We start from the raw sequence: 18,021 nt of genomic DNA, 5'->3' as shown, positions 1-18,021 counted from the left end.
GCTCAATATGACCAGAACCGGGATCATTGGCAACATGAACCCCTTCTCCGACGCCCTCCTCCAGTCCCTCGCCCGCCAGCACGGCACCCCGCTGTGGGTCTACGACGCCGCCACGATCCGCGCCCGCATTGCCGAACTGCGCGCCTTCGACACCATCCGTTTTGCCCAGAAGGCCAACTCCAACATCCACCTGCTGCGCCTGATGCGCGAGCAGGGTGTGGTGGTCGACGCAGTCTCGCGTGGCGAAATCCTTCGCGCGCTGGCCGCCGGCTATACCGCCGAAGTGAACGTCCAGGGCGCATCAGGCATCGTCTTCACCGCCGACCTGTTCGACCACGCCACCCTGGCCACCGTGGTGGAACACCGCGTGCCGGTCAACGCCGGCTCCATCGACATGCTGCACCAGCTCGGCGCCGTCTCGCCCGGCCACGCGGTCTGGCTGCGCATCAACCCAGGCTTTGGCCACGGCCACAGCAACAAGACCAACACCGGTGGCGAACACAGCAAGCACGGCATCTGGCACGCCGAGCTGGAAGACGCACTGGCCGCCGTGAAGCAACACGGCCTCAAGCTGGTCGGCCTGCACATGCACATCGGCTCGGGCGTGGACTACGCGCACCTGCAGGAGGTCTGCCAGGCCATGGTGCAGCTGGTGAAACGCGCCGGCACCGACCTGCAGGCGATCTCGGCAGGCGGCGGCCTGTCCATCCCCTACCGCGACGGTGAGCCGCGCATCGACACCGCGCACTACTTCAGCCTTTGGGACGACGCGCGCCGCGAGATTGCCCATCTCCTCGGTCACGCCGTGCATCTGGAACTCGAACCAGGCCGCTTCCTCGTGGCCGAGGCCGGCGTGCTGGTCACCGAAGTGCGCGCTATCAAGCCCATGGGATCGAACCGCTTCACCCTGGTGGACGCCGGCTTCTCCGACCTGATGCGACCGTCCATGTACGGCGCGTACCACGGCATGGGCCTGATCCCGGCCGACGACACACCGCGCGCGACGGTGGAGACCGTGGTCGCCGGCCCGCTGTGCGAGTCGGGCGACGTGTTCACCCAGGCCGAAGGCGGCGTCGTGCTCACGCGCGCGCTGCCGCAGGCGCAGGTGGGCGACCTGCTGGTGCTGCACGACGCAGGGGCCTATGGCGCCTCGATGTCCAGCAACTACAACAGCCGGCCGCTGGCGGCCGAGGTGCTGGTCGACGGTGACAGCCACCGCCTCATCCGCCGCCGCCAGACGGTGGATGAGCTGCTGGCGCTGGAACAGGTTTGAGACAATCGCCGGTTCACCGAATCACGGAAAGCACACCATGAGCCTCAAGGAACAGATCACCGAAGACATGAAGGCAGCGATGCGCGCCAAGGACACGGAACGCCTGGGCACCATCCGCCTGCTGACGGCCGCGATGAAGCAGAAGGAAGTCGACGAGCGCGTGGAGCTGGACGACGCCATGGTTGTCGCCATCGTCGACAAGCTGATCAAGCAGCGCAAGGACAGCATCGAAGCCTTTACCAAGGCCGACCGCATGGACCTGGCCGACAAGGAAAGCGCCGAGATGAAGGTGCTGCAGGCCTACCTGCCGACGCGCCTGTCGGCCGAGGAAGTGGCGGCCGAGGTCAGGGCCATCGTGGCCGAGCTGGGTGCCAAAGGCCCGGGCGACATGGGCAAGGTCATGGGTGCGGTGAAAGCGCGCCTGGCAGGCAAGGCCGACATGGGCCAGGTCTCGGCTGCCGTGAAAGCCGCCCTGGCGGGTTGACGCAGCGCAAACATCGGCGCTGATTCAGGGTAAACCGGGGCACGCGACCGCTCCGGCCCTGCCTACACTCGCGGCACTTTTCTGGAGGTGCCCGTGTTCCGTTCCATCGTCCGCCTGTCCGCAACTTCCGGGCTTCTGGCAGCAGCCTTGTTGACGGCTTCGACCGTGCATGCCCAGAGCGGCATGCCGGTGCGCATCGGCGTGATCGGTCCGTTCAGCGGCCCCTCCTCTGACTTCGGCAACCCGATGCTGCACGGCGTGCAGCTGGCGGTGGACGAAATCAACGCCGTTGGCGGCTACCTGGGCCGCCCGCTGGAGCTTGTGGTCAAGGACGACCAGGGCAACCCCGACGTCGGCCTCAAGGCCTCTCAGGAGGTCGCCAACACCCCGGGCGTGATCGCCACCATCGGTTTCTGCAACACCGGCGTCGCGGCCAAGTCGCTGGAGGTGTTCCAGAACGGGCAGATGCCCCTGATCATCCCCTGCGCCACCGGCACACCGCTGACCACCAAGTTCCCCGCTCCACAGAGCTACATCTTCCGCACCTCGGCGCGGGACGCCATTCAGGCGCCGTTCGTGGTCGACGATCTGGTCAAGCGCGGCTGGACCAAGGTGGCCATCTTTGCCGACACCACCGGCTACGGGGAAGCCGGTCTCAAGGACGTGGAAGCCGCATTGGCCGCCAAGCAGCTCAAGCCGGTGTACGTGGCCCGCTTCGGCCTCGGGGTGAAGGACCTCACCAAGGAAATGGCGGCGGCCAAGGACGCCGGGGCCAATGTGGTCTTCAGCTACACCGTGGGCCCGGAGAACGCGGTCATCGCCAACAGCAAGAAGGAAATCAAGTGGGACGTGCCGCAGGTGGGCGCGTGGACGCTGTCCTTCCCGTTCTTCATCGACGGCGCCAAGTCCGCCGCCGACGGCGCGCTGATGGCGCAGACCTTCATTGCCGAACCCAGCAACGAGCGCCGCGCCGCCTTCCTCTCGGCCTACAACCGCAAGTTCAAGCAGAAGATTGCCGTGCCGATGGCCGCAGCCCAGTCCTACGACACCACCTACCTGCTGACCTACGCGCTGCTGGGGATCCGCGACAGCAAGTTCAACGGCCCCGCCATCAAGGCCGCGCTGGAGAACATCTCCCGGGTGTACTACGGGGTCGTCTCGACCTACGACAAACCCTTCAGTCTCGACGACAAGGACGCCATCACGCCCAACATGCTGGTGATGGGCAAGGTCAAGAGCGGTGCCATCACCTTTGCCTACCCGGAAGACGCACGCCGCAACCTGGTGGTGCAGCGCAAGAAGTGAGGCCCGTCACCGCCAGTGGCGGCTCCAGCTGAGCGACCACTGCCGGTAGCGGGTGTCGTAGAGGCGGACACTGGACCGGTTGTCCAGCAGGTTCCACTCCAGCCGCACATCGTCCAGATCGGTCACCGGCCATTCGACGATGGCATCCAGCATCGAGGTCCGGTCGCGGCGGGCAGCTTCGCCGGCAAACACGCCCGCATCAAACCGTGCGGTGAGCCGGCTGGCACGCAGGGTCCAGTCCAGCCCCGCACTGCTGCCCTCCAGCGATGCGCTGAACATCAGGCTGCGGTGGGAAAGCTCCGGCAGGCCGCGCTGGTTGGACTCCCTGCCCGCGAGCACGGTCAGCGTCGCCCCGTTCACGCCATGGAAGGGTTCGTTCCAGCGGCGCTGCAGCACGGCGTTGTGGATCCTGGCATCCATGTCGGAGAAATCGCCGTGGTGGCGATCGCGTCCCCACTCGCCGATCAATGCCCAGAGACCACCCGGCACCGGACGGGTCCAGTGCCCCACCCACGACGCAGAGTCTCGAAACGCCTGGCCGGCCACCCCCATGGTCTGCAGGTCGAGTCCACCGCCGATGCTGTCGCCGCCCCAGGCGACGTGCCACAACGGCTGCACAGAGGCGCTGTAGAGGTCGAGCTGGCGTTCGCGCGGTGCGCGCTTGACCTGGAGGTCGGCCTGAATGCCGAACCCCCGCCCCTGGTCCAGCGGGCTTTCGTAAGAGCCTTGCACGCGCCAGCGCAGATGCCCGCCGCCGTGGCGCTGGACGCCATCCAGATAGATGATGGCGCTCTCGGGAGAGACCTGAAACAGCGGCGCCTGCTGCGACTCGTGGCCGATGCCCGTTTCGACATCGACGCGGACGGCTGGCTCTTGCATCACTGGCAACCCGGCGTCGATCGGGGCCGCATGGGCCGCCGTCGACACCAGTGCCACGCCGGCCAGGATGCGGTGGGCTGTCCGCCGCACTGGCCAGCGCCACCCCATCAGACGCCCTTGTAGCAGACGCGTGTGTAGGTGACGGTGCCGTCCGCGTTGGTCACGGCGGCGGTGTAGCACTTGATGCCATGACCAACGCTCTGGGCACCCTCACGGGCCACGGCGAGCGACGGCGAGAGAACACCGACCGCGAGGGTGGCGAGAACGGGAAGGGCGAGGCGGGCGAAGGTATGGCGCATGAGCAGCTCCTGGGAAGTTGGACAACCGGCGACCGGAAGCGGCACGCCAACGTCCTTCTTGCACACCGTGTACCAGCCAGGCATTCCATGCAAATCAACGACTTGCGTTCAATGCTCGGGATGGAAATACCTTTGGATGGGCAACTACCCCGCCCAAGATGGGGGATTACCCCCACCGAGGGCAGCGACCCGTGCAGTGTGGAGCAGGGGTCACGACTCAGCTACCGGCGAGCTTCATCCGGTTGACCAGGATCGATCCGACGGTTTTCGAACCGTAGGTGTAGGCATCGGCGCCCACGGCTTCAATGCCCAGCAGCATCTCGCGCAGGTTGCCTGCAATGGTGATTTCCTGCACCGGGAACGCAATCTCGCCGTTTTCGACCCAGAAGCCGGACGCACCGCGCGAGTAGTCGCCCGTCACGTAGTTCACGCCCTGGCCCATCAGCTCGGTCACAAACAGGCCTCGGCCGAGCTTCTTCAGCATGGCCTTGAGGTCGTCCCCGGGCTGCGTCAGGCGGCTGGTCAGCGTCAGGTTGTGCGATCCACCGGCGTTACCAGTAGTGCGCATGCCCAGCTTGCGGGCCGAATAGGTCGACAGGAAATAGCCCTGCACCTTGCCGGCCGACAGCACCTTGCGGCGCACCGTCTTCACACCCTCGTCGTCGAACGGCGCGCTGCCCTTGCCACCAACGATGTGCGGGTCTTCAAGGATGTCCAGGTGCGGTGCCATGACCTTCTTGCCCAGGCTGCCGGCCAGGAAGGTGGTCTTGCGGTACAGCGCGCCACCGCTGGTGGCCTGCACGTAGGCGCCGAGCAGGCCGGCGGCCAGCGGCGACTCGAACAGCACCGGGCACTCGGTGGTTGCGATCTTGCGGGCGTTCAGGCGGGCCAGCGCGCGCTCGGCGGCGTAGCGGCCCACGGCCTCGGGCGTGGCCAGTTCCTGCGGCGCACGCACCGAGCTGTACCAGTAATCGCGCTGCATGTGCGCGCCCTTGCCGGCAATCGGCGCGACCGAAATGCTGTGGCGCGAACTGGCGTAGCCACCGCTGAAGATGCCGGGCTTGCCGCGCTCGCCGCCGCGCATCTGGGCGCTGAAAAAATGCGATTGCTGTGCCGAGACGCTGGCGCCTTCGCTGTTGCTGATCTTGCGGCTGGTGGCAAACGCCGCCTGTTCGCAGGCCAGCGCGACGCGCACGGCCTCATCGGACGTGATCGCCCAGGGGTGGAACAGGTCCAGGTCGGAAAAGGTGTCGGCAATGTCCTGGGCATCGGGCAATCCGGCGACGGGGTCTTCGGCGGTGAAGCGCGCGATGTCATAGGCAGCCTGCACGGTCTGGCGGATCGCGGCGGGCGAAAAGTCGGACGTCGACGCGTTGCCGCGGCGGTGGCCGAGATAGACCGTGACGCCCAGCGACTTGTCGCGGTTGCGTTCCACGTTTTCCAGTTCGCCCTTGCGCACGCCCACGTTCAGGCCAGCGCCTTCGGACACCTCGGCCGCTGCGTCGGCAGCGCCCAGCTTCTTCGCATGTTGCAGGGCCAGATCCACCACCTCCTCGAAACGGCTGCGCGAATACTGGAACCCGGCCAGCGGCATCGCGGGGTCGGCAGGGGTCGAAATGGGGGTGGCAGAGGTGTTTTTCATGTCGGCGGCTATGATACTTGCCGCCCTCTTCTCCCCCCTCCCATGTCCCGCAAACCCACAAAAGGCTACTTCGTCCGTGGCCAATTCGTCGCTTCCGGCAGCGAACTGGACCTCGAACTCAAGCGCGAACTCAAGGGTTCGGTCGACATGAGCAAGACCGACCTCAAGAAGCACAGCGACCACCTGCAGGCGCTGGGCGAGAGTCTGCTCACCCTGCGCAGCGACCTGATGGCGAAGCTGCGCGAGCAGCATGAAGACATCGGCGACAAGCTGATCGAAGCGCTGCAGGAAGCCAGGCGCATCACCAACTTCGAGGGCAAGCGCCGCCAGATGCAGTTCATCGGCAAGCTCATGCGCAAGCTCGACGACGCCACGATCGCTGGCATCGAGGCCGCGCTCGAAGAGCAGCGCAAGCCCTCGGCACGCGAAACCCTGGCGCTGCACCAGGCCGAACACTGGCGCGACCGCCTGATCGCCGACGACGGTGCGCTCACCGAGTGGCTGCAGTCCGACCCGGAAGCCGACGTGCAGCAGCTGCGCGCCCTGATCCGCCAGGCCCGCAAGGACGCCCAGGGCGTGAGCGAACGCCCGGGCGAGGCGCAACGCCACGGCAAGGCTTTCCGCGAGATCTTCCAGCTGGTTCGTGCGACGCTCTCGCGCGACGACGAGGAAGCAGACAACGACAGCGATTCAGAGGATGACGATGAGTAATGCCTTCGACCCGGTGCGAATCGGCATCGTTTCCATCAGCGACCGCGCCAGCAGCGGCGTCTATGAAGACAAGGGCCTGCCCGCACTCAAGGAATGGCTGGGCAAGGCGCTGAAGAACCCGATCACCTTCGACGAACGCCTGATCCCGGATGAACAACCTCTCATCAGCGAGGCCCTGATTGCCCTGGTCGACGCCGGCTGCGCGCTGGTACTCACGACCGGCGGCACCGGCCCGGCCAAACGCGACGTGACGCCCGAGGCCACGCTGGCGGTCGCACACAAGGAAATGCCCGGCTTCGGCGAACAGATGCGCCAGGTCAGCCTGGCCTTCGTGCCCACCGCCATCCTCTCGCGGCAGGTCGCCGTGATCCGCGACAACAGCCTGATCATCAACCTGCCCGGTCAACCCAAGGCGATTGCCGAGACGCTCGAAGGCCTGAAGAACGCCGACGGCACACCCAGAGTCAACGGCATTTTCTCCGCCGTGCCCTACTGCATCGACCTGATCGACGGCCCCTACATCGAAACCAACGACGAGGTCATCAAGGCCTGGCGTCCGAAGAAGAAATAAGCCCATGAACATCACCAAAGACACCGTCGTCACCCTCACCTTCCGCGCCAGCGATGCCACCGGCAAGCTGCTCGAAGACGGCAAGACCCCGCGCAGCTACCTGCACGGCGGCTACGGCAACACCCTGGCCGGCATTGAAAATGCGCTCGAAGGCCAGGAAGCCGGCTACCAGGCCACAGTGAAGCTCGCTCCCGCCGACGCTTTCGGTGAACGCGACGAATCGCTGGTCACCACGATGCCGAAGAAAGAATTTCCGCCCGGCGTGAAGGTCGGCGGTCAACTCGAAGGCCACGACGAGCAGGGCCGCCACCAGGTCTTCACGGTTGTGAAGATCAAGGGCGACACCGTGCACCTCGACGGCAACCACCCGCTGGCCGGGCAGACCCTGACGTTCCAGCTCAAGGTGCTGGACGTGAAGGCTGCGTCAGCGGAAGAAATCGCGCATGGCCATGCGCACGGCGCACACGGCCATCACCATTGACCCACCCCCGCGCCGCGGGGCTGGATCTACTTCCCGACCAGCTGATTGAGCTTGTCGGCCTCGAAACACTCTTCGCGCGCCGCGTCCGATGGCACACAGTTGCCCTTCTGCGCGCAAGACAGCTTCTCGATCGCCTGCCACAGCAAGGCAATCTGGTGCTCCTGCCCGGCCGCGCTGTCGATCAGGCTGCGCATTGCCTGCGACAACGGGTCGTCTTCCTGCGTAATGCCGTAGGCCTGAAACTTCGGGTGCGCTTCGGTCACATCGGCGCTTTCGCCCGACTTGCTCGGAATGATGCGCGCCGGAATGCCGACCGCCGTCGCGCCCGCCGGCACCGGCTTGATCACCACCGCATTGCTGCCGATCTTCGCGCCGTCGCCGACCACGAAGCCGCCCAGCACCTTGGCGCCGGCGCTGACCACCACGTCCTTGCCCAGTGTCGGATGGCGCTTGGCGCCCTTGTAGAGCGAGGTGCCGCCCAGTGTCACGCCCTGATAGATCGTGCAGCCGTCGCCGATTTCGGCCGTCTCGCCCACCACCGTGCCCATGGCGTGATCGAAGAACACGCGCTCGCCGAGCTTCGCGCCCGGGTGGATCTCGATGCCGGTGAGCCAGCGGCCCATGTGCGAGGTGAAGCGCCCCAGCCACTTGAGGCCGTGGGTCCAGCACCAGTGCGCCGGGCGGTGCAGCCAGACGGCGTGCAGGCCGGGGTAACAGGTGATCACTTCCCAGGTGCTGCGCGCGGCAGGGTCGCGCTCGAGGATGCACTGGATGTCGGATCGGATGCGGGCGAACATGGGGCCGGGAGTATGTGAACGGGGAGCCAGTCTAGCGCTTTGCGCGTTCGGCGGTTTGCAGCATGGCTTTGGCAACACCGCGCAGGATGTGGATTTCTTCGGGTGTCGGTTGCGCCCGGTTGAACAGACCGTTCAACCGCGGCATCAGCTTCTTCGGCGCGTCCGGGTCGAGAAAGTCGACCGCCACCAGCGCCTGCTCCAGATGGCTGAGCATGCCCGCGACCGAAGCCGCGTCGGCGGCAGGACGCTCCGGCGTGGTCGGCGGCAGCGCAAAGCCACCCACTGCCTGGCGCCAGTCATAGGCGATCAGTTGCACCGCCGCAGCGAGATTGAGCGAGCCAAAACCTTCGCTGGTCGGGATCGACAGGCAGGCGTGGCAGCGGTAGACGTCTTCGTTGCGCATGCCAAAGCGCTCCGAGCCGAACAGGAAAGCGATGCCTTCGGGCTGCACCGCGCCGGGCGCCGCTGCCTCGGCCAGGAACTGCGCGAAATGTTCGCGCGGGGCACGTGTGGGCGGGCCGAAATCGCGCGGCGTCATGGCGGTGGCGCAGAGGTGGCTCACGCCGACCAGCGCCTCGTCCAGCGTTTCGACGATGCGCGCATTCGCCAGCACGTCGTTGGCGCCGCTGGCGCGCTGGATGGTCTCTTCCTTGCGCAGCACGTTGGGCCAGCGCGGCGCGACCAGGACCAGTTCGTCGAAGCCCATGACCTTCATGGCGCGGGCGGCGCCGCCCACATTGCCGGCGTGGCTGGTCTGGATCAGGATGAATCTCGTGCGCATCGTGTGGAATCTGTCTCGGCGGGATCGGCCGCGCCCGGTAAAATGGGCACCATTGTCGCCGCCCCGCATCGCCGGAACCCGCGCTCCCGCTCATCCCCCTGCCCACGACCGCTTCCAGCGGCCCGTCAAGGAACACAATTCATGTCGTCCACCCTCCACCCCATGCTGAACGTGGCCATCAAGGCCGCCCGCGCCGCCGGCGCCATCATCAATCGCGCCGCGCTCGACGTCGAATCCGTGCGCGTCTCGGTCAAGCAGACCAACGACTTCGTGACCGAAGTCGACCATGCGGCGGAGGCCGTGATCATCGAAACCCTGCAGACGGCCTACCCCGACCACGGCATCTGGGCCGAAGAATCCGGACGACGAGAAGGCAAGGGCCGCGACAAGAACCACGTCTGGATCATCGATCCGCTGGACGGCACCACCAATTTCATCCACGGTTTCCCTGTCTACTGCGTGAGCATCGCGCTCATGGTGAACGACCGGATCGAACAGGCCGTGGTCTATGACCCGACCCGCAACGACCTGTTCTGCGCCACCCGTGGCCGCGGCGCCTACCTCAACGACCGCCGCATTCGCGTGGCCAAGCGCAATTCGATGCGCGAGTGCCTGCTGTCCACCGGCTTCCCGTTCCGTCCGGGCGACGCCTTCCAGACCTACATGCAGATGTTTGCCGACGTGATGCCCAAGTGCGCCGGCCTGCGCCGTCCCGGCTCGGCCGCGCTGGATCTGGCCTATGTGGCCGCCGGCATGACCGACGGTTTCTTCGAGATGGGACTTTCGCCCTGGGACGTGGCCGCCGGCGCCCTGCTGGTGACCGAGGCCGGTGGCCTGATCGGCAACTTCACCGGAGAATCGAACTTCCTGGAGCAGCGCGAGTGCCTGGCCGCCAACCCGCGGATCTACGGCCAGCTGGTGGGCCTGACCGGCAAGTACAGCAAGTTCGCCAGCGCCGGCGACAAGGCTGCGGTGCGCCAGGCGAGCCAACCGGCTGCTGCCGCAGAAGGCAAGCCCGATGGCGACGAACCGCCGGCCGACGACTTCCCGCCCACGGTGCACGTCGCCCCGTTCTGACCGGCCCTCAGACCAGGGGCAGGCTCCACCAGAAGGTGGCGCCGACCCCGGGCTCTGCTTCGGCCCAGATGCGGCCGCCGTGCCGCTCCAGGGTGCGCGCCACAATCGCCAGCCCCACACCCGTGCCGCCAGGCGCCGAGGCTCCCGCGTGCAGGCGCTGGAACAGGCCGAAGAGCTTGTGGGCATGCGCCATGTCGAAGCCCATGCCGTTGTCGCGCAGGTAGAAAGCCGAGCGCTCGCTGCTGTACCCGAGATCGATCACCGGCTCGCCGCGGTGGCGCGAGTACTTCAGCGCGTTGTCCATCAGGTTGGCCAGCAGCTGTCGCAGCAGCTTGGCGTCGCCCATCACGCGTGGCAGCGGGTGCAGGTTGATCCGAGCGTGCGGCACGCCCGGCGCCAGCGCCTCGACCACCGAGCGGGCCAGGGCGTTCATGTCGACCGCCACCGGCTCGATCTCGACCCGCACGACGCGCAGCAGCTCCAGCATGTCCGTGATCATCTGGCCCATGTTGCGCGAGGCCGCGACAATGCGCACGAACATCATGCGACCTTCGGGACTCAGGTGCTCGCCGTCCAGCTCCTCGACCAGCGAAGCGAACCCGTTGACCGAGCGCAGCGGCGCACGCAGGTCGTGGGCGATCGAGTAGGAGATCACTTCCATGTCGCGCATCGAGCGTTCCAGTTCGGCGGTGCGCTCCGCCACGCGCCGCTCCAGGCTGGCGTTGAGCGCACGAACCTCCTCCTGGGCCGTCACCCGCAGGTGGATGTCCAGCAGGGTGCCGGACATATACAGCGGAGCGCCGTTTTCATCGCGCTGGTGCACCCGGCCCCGGTCATTGAACCAGAGCCAGTCGCCGCGCTTGTGGCGCATGCGCAGGTCGCAGTCGTACACCGGTGATTCACCCCGAAGATGCGTCTCCAGCAGCGACTGGGCCCGTGCCAGGTCGTCGGGATGCACCAGCGCGCGCCAGGTGTCGCGTGTCGCCGCCTCCAGCTCGCGCTGCCGGTAGCCCAGCAGCGCAGCCCAGCGCTCACTGAACATGAGCTGTTCGGTCGTGACGTCCAGCTCCCAGATTCCTGGGCCAGTGGCCTCAAGCACCCATTCCAGGCGCTGCCGTTCGTCCCGCAAAGCCTCTTCCGCCTCGATGTACGGGGTCACGTCGGTGTAGGTGCGCACCAGGCCACCTTCGGGCAGGGTGCGTGAGCGGATCTCCAGCGTGCGGCCATCGCGCGTGCGTCGCCAGTAGCTGTCTGGTGCCGGCACCTTGTGGGTCGAGATGTATTCGCGCGCGGCCGGCTCCACCAGCTCGAAACCTGGACCGAAGTCCCCCCGCTCGGTCTGGTACCGCACGATGAACTCGTGCGAAGGCTGGCTTGACAGCAGCTCGTCGGGCAGGTCCAGCAGTTCCAGCAGGCGGCGGTTGTAGACGGTGACCCGCCCGGTGGCGTCCATCTTGGACAGCCCCTGGCTGATGCTGTCCAGAGTGACCTGCAGGGCGGCGCTTTTTTCGGCCAGCAGCGCGCTGGTCGCCTGCAGCTGCAGCCGCGAGCGCTGCCGCTCGGCGTGGCCACGCCGCGCCATCACCAGCTGCCGCACGGTGCCCAGCAGCGGCTGCAGGAACTCCACGTCTTCTTCCCGGTAGCCACCCGGCGTGTTGGCCAGGGCCACCATCGCAATGAGCTTCCCGCCGATGGCCAGCGGAATGCCCAGATAGGACAACATCGGCGGATGACCTTGCGGCAGGCCCGCACTGCGCGGGTCGGACGCGGGGTCGTTGGTGATCACGGTCTCGCCAGTCACGAGCGAGTGACCGAACAGGGTCTTGAGGTTGCGAAACTCCAGACCCGCATCCATCTGCTCGGCAACCATCTGGCGGGTGACATCGTTCCAGGCGATGTTGGTGATCGCGTGGGTCTTGAGGTAGGGAAGCCCCCCATCGTCGTACAGCACCTCCCCCACGAATCCGAAGGCACTGTCGGTGACCGCGAGAAAAGCCGTGAGCAGGCCGTCGAAGGCCTGGCGCTTGTCGTCGGCCTCGATGTAGGCAGCCTGAGCCAGACGGACCGCGTCCAGCATGCGGTGCTGGCGCTCCATCTCCTGGGCTGCCTGACGCGCTTCGGTCACGTCGTGCACATAGCCGTGCCACAGCACGGACCCATCGGGCTGCAGCTGCGGCAGGCCCTCCGCGCTGCACCAGCGAAGTCCCTTGGTCGGGTGGTTCACGCGGAACGCCTGGCACCAGAAGGTCCGTTGCGTGGTGGATTCCCAGATGGACGTGCTCATCGGCATCACGTCGTCCGGATGCACGCGTGTGAACAGGGCACGGCCGTCCAGGTACAGCTGCTCCGGCTCCAGCCCGATCAGGTCGCGCACCATGTCGCTGACGTACTGGAAGTTGCCCCACCCCTTGACGGGAACCCGTCCCTGGAACACCACGCCGGGCACCCGCGCGGTGATGTTCTGCAGCAGGCTCAGCTGCTCGGCCTGCACGCGGATGGCGTCCCGCTGCGGCGTGATGTCCTGCACCACCCCGAAGTCGGTGCGCGGGATGCCCTTGACTGCCGTCTGGCTGATGCGGGTGCGCATCCAGCGCACCTGCCCATCGGGGCGCGTCCATCGGAATTCGACGTCGCTCCCGTCGCAGGCCTCGCGCGCCGCCAGCCAGGCGGGCATGTCATCGGGATGGATCCCACCCCGTCCCAGGCCGCGCCGCAATGTCGGCTGCGGTGTCAGTCCCGTGATTTCATACAGCCCGGGCGACCAGATCACCTCTTCATCGCTGGGCGCGTTGGTCCAGTGCCCGACCTGTGCGGTCTTCTCGATGGCGGCGTGCAGCTCGACCTGCTGCTGCAGATCGCGGTTCGCGGCCTGCAGGGCTTCCTGCGTGCGATCCCGTTCCTTCTCGGCCTCGACTTCGTGGCTGATATCGAGCAGGTAGACCAGCAACGCCGGTTCAGCTCCATGTTCGATCACGGAAGTGAGCATGCGCACATGGCGCAACTGTCCCCGGATCATGGTCGCGCAGCTGGGGCCGTCGCCAAACTGCAGCGCGTTGACGTACTGCTCGCGGTCCTGCACCTGGTGCCAAAGTCCCAGTTCGACGCCAGTGCGCCCGATCACCTGTTCGCGCGACAGGCCGGTCAAGGCCTCCCAGGCGCGGTTGATCGCCATGAACCTCCCGTCGGCACGGCGCGTGAGACAGGCCGCCAGCGGCGACGCCTCGAACATCCGGTCAAAGGGCAGCGAGGATGCCGCAGCGGGTACACCGTTCGGTGGCGGGGTTTCGGTGGGGTCGGACGGCATGAAGCAATGGACGGGGCGACACGGGTGGAAAACCGGGCCATTGTGGGGCACCGCCGCAGGCAGGGGAAGAGCCCGAACTGCTAAAGTAGTCCGCTTTTCCGCCCCGTTTTCCGAGCCCGCCTTGACCGCCCCGCTGGACCGCCACACTCCCATGATGCAGCAGTATCTGGCCCTCAAGGCCGGGTATCCGGACACGCTGCTGTTCTATCGCATGGGCGACTTCTACGAGATGTTCTACGGCGACGCCGAAAAGGCCTCGAGGCTGCTGGACATCACGCTGACGCAGCGCGGCCAGTCGGCCGGCGAGCCGGTGATCATGGCCGGCGTCCCGTTCCAATCGGTCGAAAGTTACCTGGCCCGCCTGATCAAGCTCGGCGAGTCGGTGGCGATCTGCGAACAGGTCGGCGACGTGGCCACCGCCAAGGGCCCGGTCGAGCGCAAGGTGGTGCGCGTGGTCACGCCCGGCACCCTGACCGACACCGAGCTGCTGTCGGAAAAGACAGAGGCGATGCTGATGGCCGTGCATCCGGGTGCCCGGCAGGGCATGGGTCTGGCCTGGCTCTCGGTCACGCAGGGCATTGTCTTCCTGGCCCAGTGCGCCAGCGACGAACTGGGCGACTGGATCGCCCGCGTCGGCCCTGGCGAGCTGCTCTACAGCGCCGAGGTCACGCCCGCGTTTGAAAAAACGCTGCAGCAGTTGACGGCCCAGCCTTTGCCCAGCGGGCAGCGCGCGGTGGCGGTGGTTCGGCCGGCCTGGGCGTTTGATGGCAACCTCGGCGAACGCAAGCTGCTCGAACAGCTGCAGGCCGCGAGCCTGGCCGCCTGGGAAGCACAGGACCTGAAAGACGCCCACGGCGCTGCCGCCGCCCTGCTGTCGTATGCCGAACACACGCAGGGCCGGGCCCTCACCCATGTCAAGAGCCTGCAGGTCGCCCGCAGCGGCGAGCTCATCGACCTGCCGGTCAACACACGACGCAATCTCGAACTCACCCACACCCTGCGCGGCGAGACCAGCCCCACGCTGTTTTCGTTGCTGGACAGCTGCCACACCGGCATGGGCAGCCGCGCGCTGCGCCAGTGGATGCTCGAGCCGCGCCGCGAGCGCACGCAAGCGCGCGAGCGGCTGACCGCCATCGGTCTGCTGCGCCATGGCCTGTGGCAGACCCTGCGGGTCGAACTCAAGGGATCGAGCGACGTCGAGCGCATCACCGCCCGCACCGCGCTGCGCCAGGTGCGCCCGCGCGAACTGGTCGGGCTGACGGCCACGCTCGGACGCTCGTTGCAACTGTCGCGCACGCTCTCCGCAGGTCTGGGCGCCACGCCCCCGGCGCTGCTGCAGCGCATTGCCGGCGAACTGAAGCCACCGGCCGGCTGCGCCGAACTGCTGGCGCAGGCGATCCAGCCCGAGCCGGCCGCGCTGGTCCGCGACGGCGGCGTGATTGCTGACGGCTTCGACGCCGAGCTGGACGAACTGCGCGCCATCCAGACCAACTGCGACGGCTTCCTGATCGACCTGGAAACCCGCGAACGCGCCCGCACCGGCATTGCCAACCTGCGGGTGCAGTTCAACAAGGTGCACGGCTTCTACATCGAGGTCACGCAGGGCCAGATCGACAAGGTGCCGGGCGACTACCGCCGCCGCCAGACGCTCAAGAACGCCGAGCGCTTCATCACACCGGAACTCAAGGCCTTCGAAGACAAGGCCCTGTCGGCGCAGGACCGTGCACTGGCGCGAGAGAAACATCTTTACGAACTGCTGCTGGACGAACTGCAGGCCTGGATCGACCCGCTGACGAAGCTGGCCCGCGCCATGGCCGCACTGGATGCGCTGTGCGCCCTGGCCGAGCGTTCGCTGACACTGGCCTGGACCGAACCGCAGTTCACGCCCGAGCCCTGCATCGAGATCCGCGGCGGTCGCCATCCCGTCGTCGAAGCGCGGCTCAATGAAACCACCGGCGGCAGCTTCATCGCCAACGACACGGTGCTGGGCGGCAAACAGCGCATGCAGGTCATCACCGGCCCCAACATGGGCGGCAAGAGCACCTACATGCGCCAGGTCGCGGTGATCGTGTTGCTGGCCAGCATGGGCAGCTACGTGCCCGCCGCCAGCTGCCGACTGGGACCGATCGACGCCATCCACACCCGCATCGGCGCGGCCGACGACCTGGCCAATGCCCAGTCCACCTTCATGGTCGAGATGACCGAGGCCGCGCAGATCCTGCACGCCGCGACGCCCGAGAGCCTGGTGCTGATGGACGAGATCGGCCGCGGCACCTCCACCTTCGACGGCCTGGCACTGGCCGGCGGGATCGCCGCCCACCTGCACGACAAGGCACGCTGCTTCACCCTGTTCGCCACCCACTATTTCGAGCTGACCGAGTTTCCCGCCGGCCACCATGGCGCGGTCAACGTGCACGTGAGCGCGGTCGAAGGCGGCGGCAAGAGCGGCATCGTGTTCCTGCACCAGATCGAACCCGGTCCGGCCAGCCGCAGCTACGGCATCCAGGTCGCGCGCCTGGCTGGCGTGCCCGGCGCGGTGGTGCAACACGCGAAACACGCGCTGGCGGCACTCGAAGCCCACAGCGAAAGCAGCCGCGTGCAGGTCGACCTGTTCGCGCCGCCGCCCGCCGCGCCCGAACCCGAAACGCCCCCGGTGGTCGCCGCCCTGGCCGCCATCGACCCCGACACCCTGAGTCCGCGCGAGGCGCTGGACCAGTTGTACGCCCTCAAGAAACTTTCACAACAACCATGACTTACTGCGTCGCCGTCAAACTCAAGGCCGGACTGGTCTTTCTCTCCGACTCCCGCACCAATGCGGGCCTGGACCAGATCAGCACCTTCCGCAAGATGATCGTCTACGAGAAGCCGGGAGACCGCTTCATGTGCCTGCTCTCGGCCGGCAACCTGAGCATTTCGCAGTCGGTGCGCGAGATCCTGCAGGTCGAACAACTGTCGGGCGACGAAGGCGAAGCGCCGGTCACGATCTGGAACGCCAAGAGCATGTTCGACGCCGCCCGGGTGCTGGGCTCGGCAGTGCGGCATGTGTTCGAGCGCGACGGTGATTCGCTCAAACGCGCTGGCGTGGACTTCAACGTCTCCATGATCTTCGGCGGCCAGATCGGCAACGAAGGCATGCGCCTGTTCCAGGTCTATTCGGCCGGCAACTTCATCGAAGCCACGCCCGAGACGCCGTTCTTCCAGATCGGCGAATCCAAGTACGGCAAGCCGGTGCTCGACCGCGTGATCACGCCCGACACACCGCTGGACGAAGCCGCCAAGTGCGTGCTGGTCTCCATGGACAGCACCCTCAAGTCCAACCTGTCGGTGGGACTTCCGCTGGACATGGCGGTCTACGAAGCCAACAAGCTGCAGAGCGACAAGATCACCTGCATCGACGAGAACAACCCCTACTTCCGCATGGTGCACAGCACCTGGGGCCAGAAGCTGCGCGAGGTGTTCGACAGCATCGAAGACCCGGCGTGGGACGGCAGCCCGACCAATGTCCCGCTGATCTGCGACACGGCCCGCAGCCTGCCACTCAAGAAGATCACCAACCCCAAAGAGAAGCTGATCTGATGTCGCTGATCGTCTTCTCCCACGCCAACAGCTTCCCGGCCAGCACCTATGGCGTGCTGTTCAAGTCGCTGCGCTCCCGCGGCCACACGGTGCGGGCGCTGGAGAAGTTCGGTCACGATCCGAAGTACCCGGTCAGCAGCAACTGGCCGCACCTGGTGCAGCAACTCGCCGACTTTGCCGGCCCGGAGATTCAGAAGCACGGCAAGCCGGCCTGGCTGGTCGGCCATTCGCTGGGCGGATTCCTCTCCATCATGTGCGCCGCGCGGCATCCGCAGCTGGGTGGGCATGGGGTACGTGGTGTGCTGCTGATCGACTCGCCGGTGCTCGGCGGCTGGCGCGCCCGGGCGCTGGAACTGGCCAAACGCACCCAGCTGGTGGGTTCGATCTCGCCCGGCAAGATCAGCCGCAGGCGCCGCAATGCCTGGACCGACGCGCAGTCGGCCTTCGACCACTTTGCCCGCAAGAAGGCCTTCGCCCGCTGGGACCCGCAGGTGCTGCGCGACTACATCGAACACGGCACGGTCGACGCCGACATGCCCCACGGCACGCAGCGTGTCCTGGCCTTCGACCGCGAGGTCGAAACCGCGATCTACAACACCCTGCCGCACAACCTCGACCGCCTGCTGCGCCGCCATCCGCTGCAGTGCCCGGTCGGTTTCCTGGGCGGCACCGGGTCGCTGGAAATGCAGCAGGTCGGCATGTCCATGACCCACCGCCTGGTCGGCCCGCACCCCGAGCGCATCCGCATGGTCGAGGGCAGCCACCTGTTCCCGATGGAGCATCCCCAGGACACCGCCGCCAGCATCGACGGCGTCCTGCAGGCCCTGTCAGGGTGAAACGC

General features: G+C 66.8%; 16 protein-coding genes. 10 read left to right on the top strand and 6 right to left on the bottom strand.

What is annotated here, in order from left to right; genetic code table 11:
• Window positions 1-34 precede the first annotated feature (34 nt).
• The 3 genes from lysA (at window position 35) to ACLIJ1_RS01130 (ending at window position 3,062) form a co-directional block, all read left to right on the top strand.
• Window positions 35-1,273: a diaminopimelate decarboxylase gene (gene lysA, locus ACLIJ1_RS01140; RefSeq protein ID WP_411363640.1), complete on the top strand. Its 1,239-nt coding sequence runs from the start codon at window positions 35-37 to the stop codon at window positions 1,271-1,273.
• Between the two features lie 37 nt (window positions 1,274-1,310).
• Entirely contained in the window at window positions 1,311-1,757 is a 447-nt protein-coding gene (locus tag ACLIJ1_RS01135) for a GatB/YqeY domain-containing protein (protein WP_411363639.1), read from the top strand.
• Window positions 1,758-1,850: 93 nt separating this feature from the next.
• On the top strand, window positions 1,851-3,062 hold the full coding sequence (locus ACLIJ1_RS01130; RefSeq protein WP_411363638.1) for an ABC transporter substrate-binding protein: 1,212 nt from the start codon (window positions 1,851-1,853) through the stop codon (window positions 3,060-3,062).
• Between the two features lie 6 nt (window positions 3,063-3,068).
• Here the strand turns inward: ACLIJ1_RS01130 and ACLIJ1_RS01125 are convergent, their stop codons facing one another.
• The 3 genes from ACLIJ1_RS01125 to pmbA all read right to left on the bottom strand — a co-directional run bounded on the left by ACLIJ1_RS01125 (window position 3,069) and on the right by pmbA (window position 5,882).
• Window positions 3,069-4,049 carry a hypothetical protein gene (locus tag ACLIJ1_RS01125; protein ID WP_411363637.1) on the bottom strand — a complete coding sequence of 327 codons (981 nt, stop codon included), beginning with the start codon at window positions 4,047-4,049 and terminating at the stop codon, window positions 3,069-3,071.
• Window positions 4,049-4,240, bottom strand: coding sequence for a hypothetical protein (locus tag ACLIJ1_RS01120; protein WP_411363636.1), 192 nt, complete (start codon window positions 4,238-4,240; stop codon window positions 4,049-4,051). Before ACLIJ1_RS01120 ends, ACLIJ1_RS01125 begins: the two co-directional genes overlap by 1 nt.
• A 217-nt stretch (window positions 4,241-4,457) precedes the next feature.
• On the bottom strand, window positions 4,458-5,882 hold the full coding sequence (gene pmbA, locus ACLIJ1_RS01115) for a metalloprotease PmbA (protein ID WP_411363635.1): 1,425 nt from the start codon (window positions 5,880-5,882) through the stop codon (window positions 4,458-4,460).
• A 42-nt stretch (window positions 5,883-5,924) separates the two neighbouring features.
• On the opposite strand from pmbA, the gene yjgA reads away from it, so the two are divergent.
• From yjgA to ACLIJ1_RS01100, 3 genes are read left to right on the top strand one after another with little or no spacing between them, the layout of a single operon-like run.
• Window positions 5,925-6,593 carry a ribosome biogenesis factor YjgA gene (gene yjgA, locus ACLIJ1_RS01110; protein ID WP_411363634.1) on the top strand — a complete coding sequence of 223 codons (669 nt, stop codon included), beginning with the start codon at window positions 5,925-5,927 and terminating at the stop codon, window positions 6,591-6,593.
• Entirely contained in the window at window positions 6,586-7,164 is a 579-nt protein-coding gene (gene mog, locus ACLIJ1_RS01105) for a molybdopterin adenylyltransferase (RefSeq protein WP_411363633.1), read from the top strand. The genes yjgA and mog overlap by 8 nt, the downstream gene beginning before the upstream one ends.
• Before the next feature lie 4 nt (window positions 7,165-7,168).
• Window positions 7,169-7,645, top strand: a complete 477-nt coding sequence (locus ACLIJ1_RS01100; protein ID WP_411363632.1) for an FKBP-type peptidyl-prolyl cis-trans isomerase — start codon at window positions 7,169-7,171, stop codon at window positions 7,643-7,645.
• Between the two features lie 26 nt (window positions 7,646-7,671).
• On the opposite strand, the gene cysE is transcribed toward ACLIJ1_RS01100, so the two are convergent.
• Window positions 7,672-8,442 (bottom strand): serine O-acetyltransferase, encoded by a 771-nt coding sequence (gene cysE, locus ACLIJ1_RS01095; RefSeq protein ID WP_411363631.1) that lies wholly within the window; start codon window positions 8,440-8,442, stop codon window positions 7,672-7,674.
• 31 nt (window positions 8,443-8,473) lie between these two features.
• Window positions 8,474-9,223 carry an RNA methyltransferase gene (locus ACLIJ1_RS01090; RefSeq protein ID WP_411363630.1) on the bottom strand — a complete coding sequence of 250 codons (750 nt, stop codon included), beginning with the start codon at window positions 9,221-9,223 and terminating at the stop codon, window positions 8,474-8,476.
• 141 nt (window positions 9,224-9,364) lie between these two features.
• Here ACLIJ1_RS01090 and ACLIJ1_RS01085 point away from each other — a divergent pair, with 141 nt between their 5' ends.
• Entirely contained in the window at window positions 9,365-10,300 is a 936-nt protein-coding gene (locus ACLIJ1_RS01085) for an inositol monophosphatase family protein (RefSeq protein ID WP_411363629.1), read from the top strand.
• Between the two features lie 7 nt (window positions 10,301-10,307).
• Here ACLIJ1_RS01085 and ACLIJ1_RS01080 read toward each other — a convergent pair whose 3' ends face one another.
• Complete coding sequence (locus ACLIJ1_RS01080) at window positions 10,308-13,604, bottom strand: PAS domain-containing protein (RefSeq protein ID WP_411363628.1); 3,297 nt, start codon at window positions 13,602-13,604, stop codon at window positions 10,308-10,310.
• A gap of 151 nt (window positions 13,605-13,755) precedes the next feature.
• Between ACLIJ1_RS01080 and mutS the strand changes: the two genes are divergently transcribed.
• Genes mutS through ACLIJ1_RS01065 form a run of 3 tightly spaced genes read left to right on the top strand, consistent with a single transcriptional unit; the run spans window position 13,756 to window position 18,016 of the window.
• Window positions 13,756-16,356: a DNA mismatch repair protein MutS gene (mutS, locus tag ACLIJ1_RS01075; RefSeq protein WP_411364761.1), complete on the top strand. Its 2,601-nt coding sequence runs from the start codon at window positions 13,756-13,758 to the stop codon at window positions 16,354-16,356.
• Window positions 16,353-17,180, top strand: a complete 828-nt coding sequence (locus tag ACLIJ1_RS01070; protein WP_411363627.1) for a peptidase — start codon at window positions 16,353-16,355, stop codon at window positions 17,178-17,180. The genes mutS and ACLIJ1_RS01070 overlap by 4 nt, the downstream gene beginning before the upstream one ends.
• Window positions 17,180-18,016, top strand: a complete 837-nt coding sequence (locus tag ACLIJ1_RS01065; protein WP_411363626.1) for an alpha/beta fold hydrolase — start codon at window positions 17,180-17,182, stop codon at window positions 18,014-18,016. The genes ACLIJ1_RS01070 and ACLIJ1_RS01065 overlap by 1 nt, the downstream gene beginning before the upstream one ends.
• Window positions 18,017-18,021: the final 5 nt, after the last annotated feature.

The organism is Hydrogenophaga sp. RWCD_12, assembly GCF_046604225.1.
Lineage (GTDB): Bacteria > Pseudomonadota > Gammaproteobacteria > Burkholderiales > Burkholderiaceae_C > Hydrogenophaga.
The sequence above is the reverse complement of the archived record's forward strand: the minus strand, read 5'-3'. Positions and strand labels throughout refer to the sequence as shown.

Coding starts and splice junctions, on each gene's coding strand:
- mog (WP_411363633.1), top strand. CDS start 6,586: ATGAGTAATGCCTTCGACCCGGTGCGAATCGGCATCGTTTCCATCAGC.
- ACLIJ1_RS01085 (WP_411363629.1), top strand. CDS start 9,365: ATGTCGTCCACCCTCCACCCCATGCTGAACGTGGCCATCAAGGCCGCC.
- ACLIJ1_RS01120 (WP_411363636.1), bottom strand. CDS start 4,240: ATGCGCCATACCTTCGCCCGCCTCGCCCTTCCCGTTCTCGCCACCCTC.
- ACLIJ1_RS01080 (WP_411363628.1), bottom strand. CDS start 13,604: ATGCCGTCCGACCCCACCGAAACCCCGCCACCGAACGGTGTACCCGCT.
- lysA (WP_411363640.1), top strand. CDS start 35: ATGAACCCCTTCTCCGACGCCCTCCTCCAGTCCCTCGCCCGCCAGCAC.
- ACLIJ1_RS01125 (WP_411363637.1), bottom strand. CDS start 4,049: ATGGGGTGGCGCTGGCCAGTGCGGCGGACAGCCCACCGCATCCTGGCC.
- ACLIJ1_RS01135 (WP_411363639.1), top strand. CDS start 1,311: ATGAGCCTCAAGGAACAGATCACCGAAGACATGAAGGCAGCGATGCGC.
- pmbA (WP_411363635.1), bottom strand. CDS start 5,882: ATGAAAAACACCTCTGCCACCCCCATTTCGACCCCTGCCGACCCCGCG.
- ACLIJ1_RS01065 (WP_411363626.1), top strand. CDS start 17,180: ATGTCGCTGATCGTCTTCTCCCACGCCAACAGCTTCCCGGCCAGCACC.
- mutS (WP_411364761.1), top strand. CDS start 13,756: ATGATGCAGCAGTATCTGGCCCTCAAGGCCGGGTATCCGGACACGCTG.
- ACLIJ1_RS01090 (WP_411363630.1), bottom strand. CDS start 9,223: ATGCGCACGAGATTCATCCTGATCCAGACCAGCCACGCCGGCAATGTG.
- cysE (WP_411363631.1), bottom strand. CDS start 8,442: ATGTTCGCCCGCATCCGATCCGACATCCAGTGCATCCTCGAGCGCGAC.
- yjgA (WP_411363634.1), top strand. CDS start 5,925: ATGTCCCGCAAACCCACAAAAGGCTACTTCGTCCGTGGCCAATTCGTC.
- ACLIJ1_RS01070 (WP_411363627.1), top strand. CDS start 16,353: ATGACTTACTGCGTCGCCGTCAAACTCAAGGCCGGACTGGTCTTTCTC.
- ACLIJ1_RS01100 (WP_411363632.1), top strand. CDS start 7,169: ATGAACATCACCAAAGACACCGTCGTCACCCTCACCTTCCGCGCCAGC.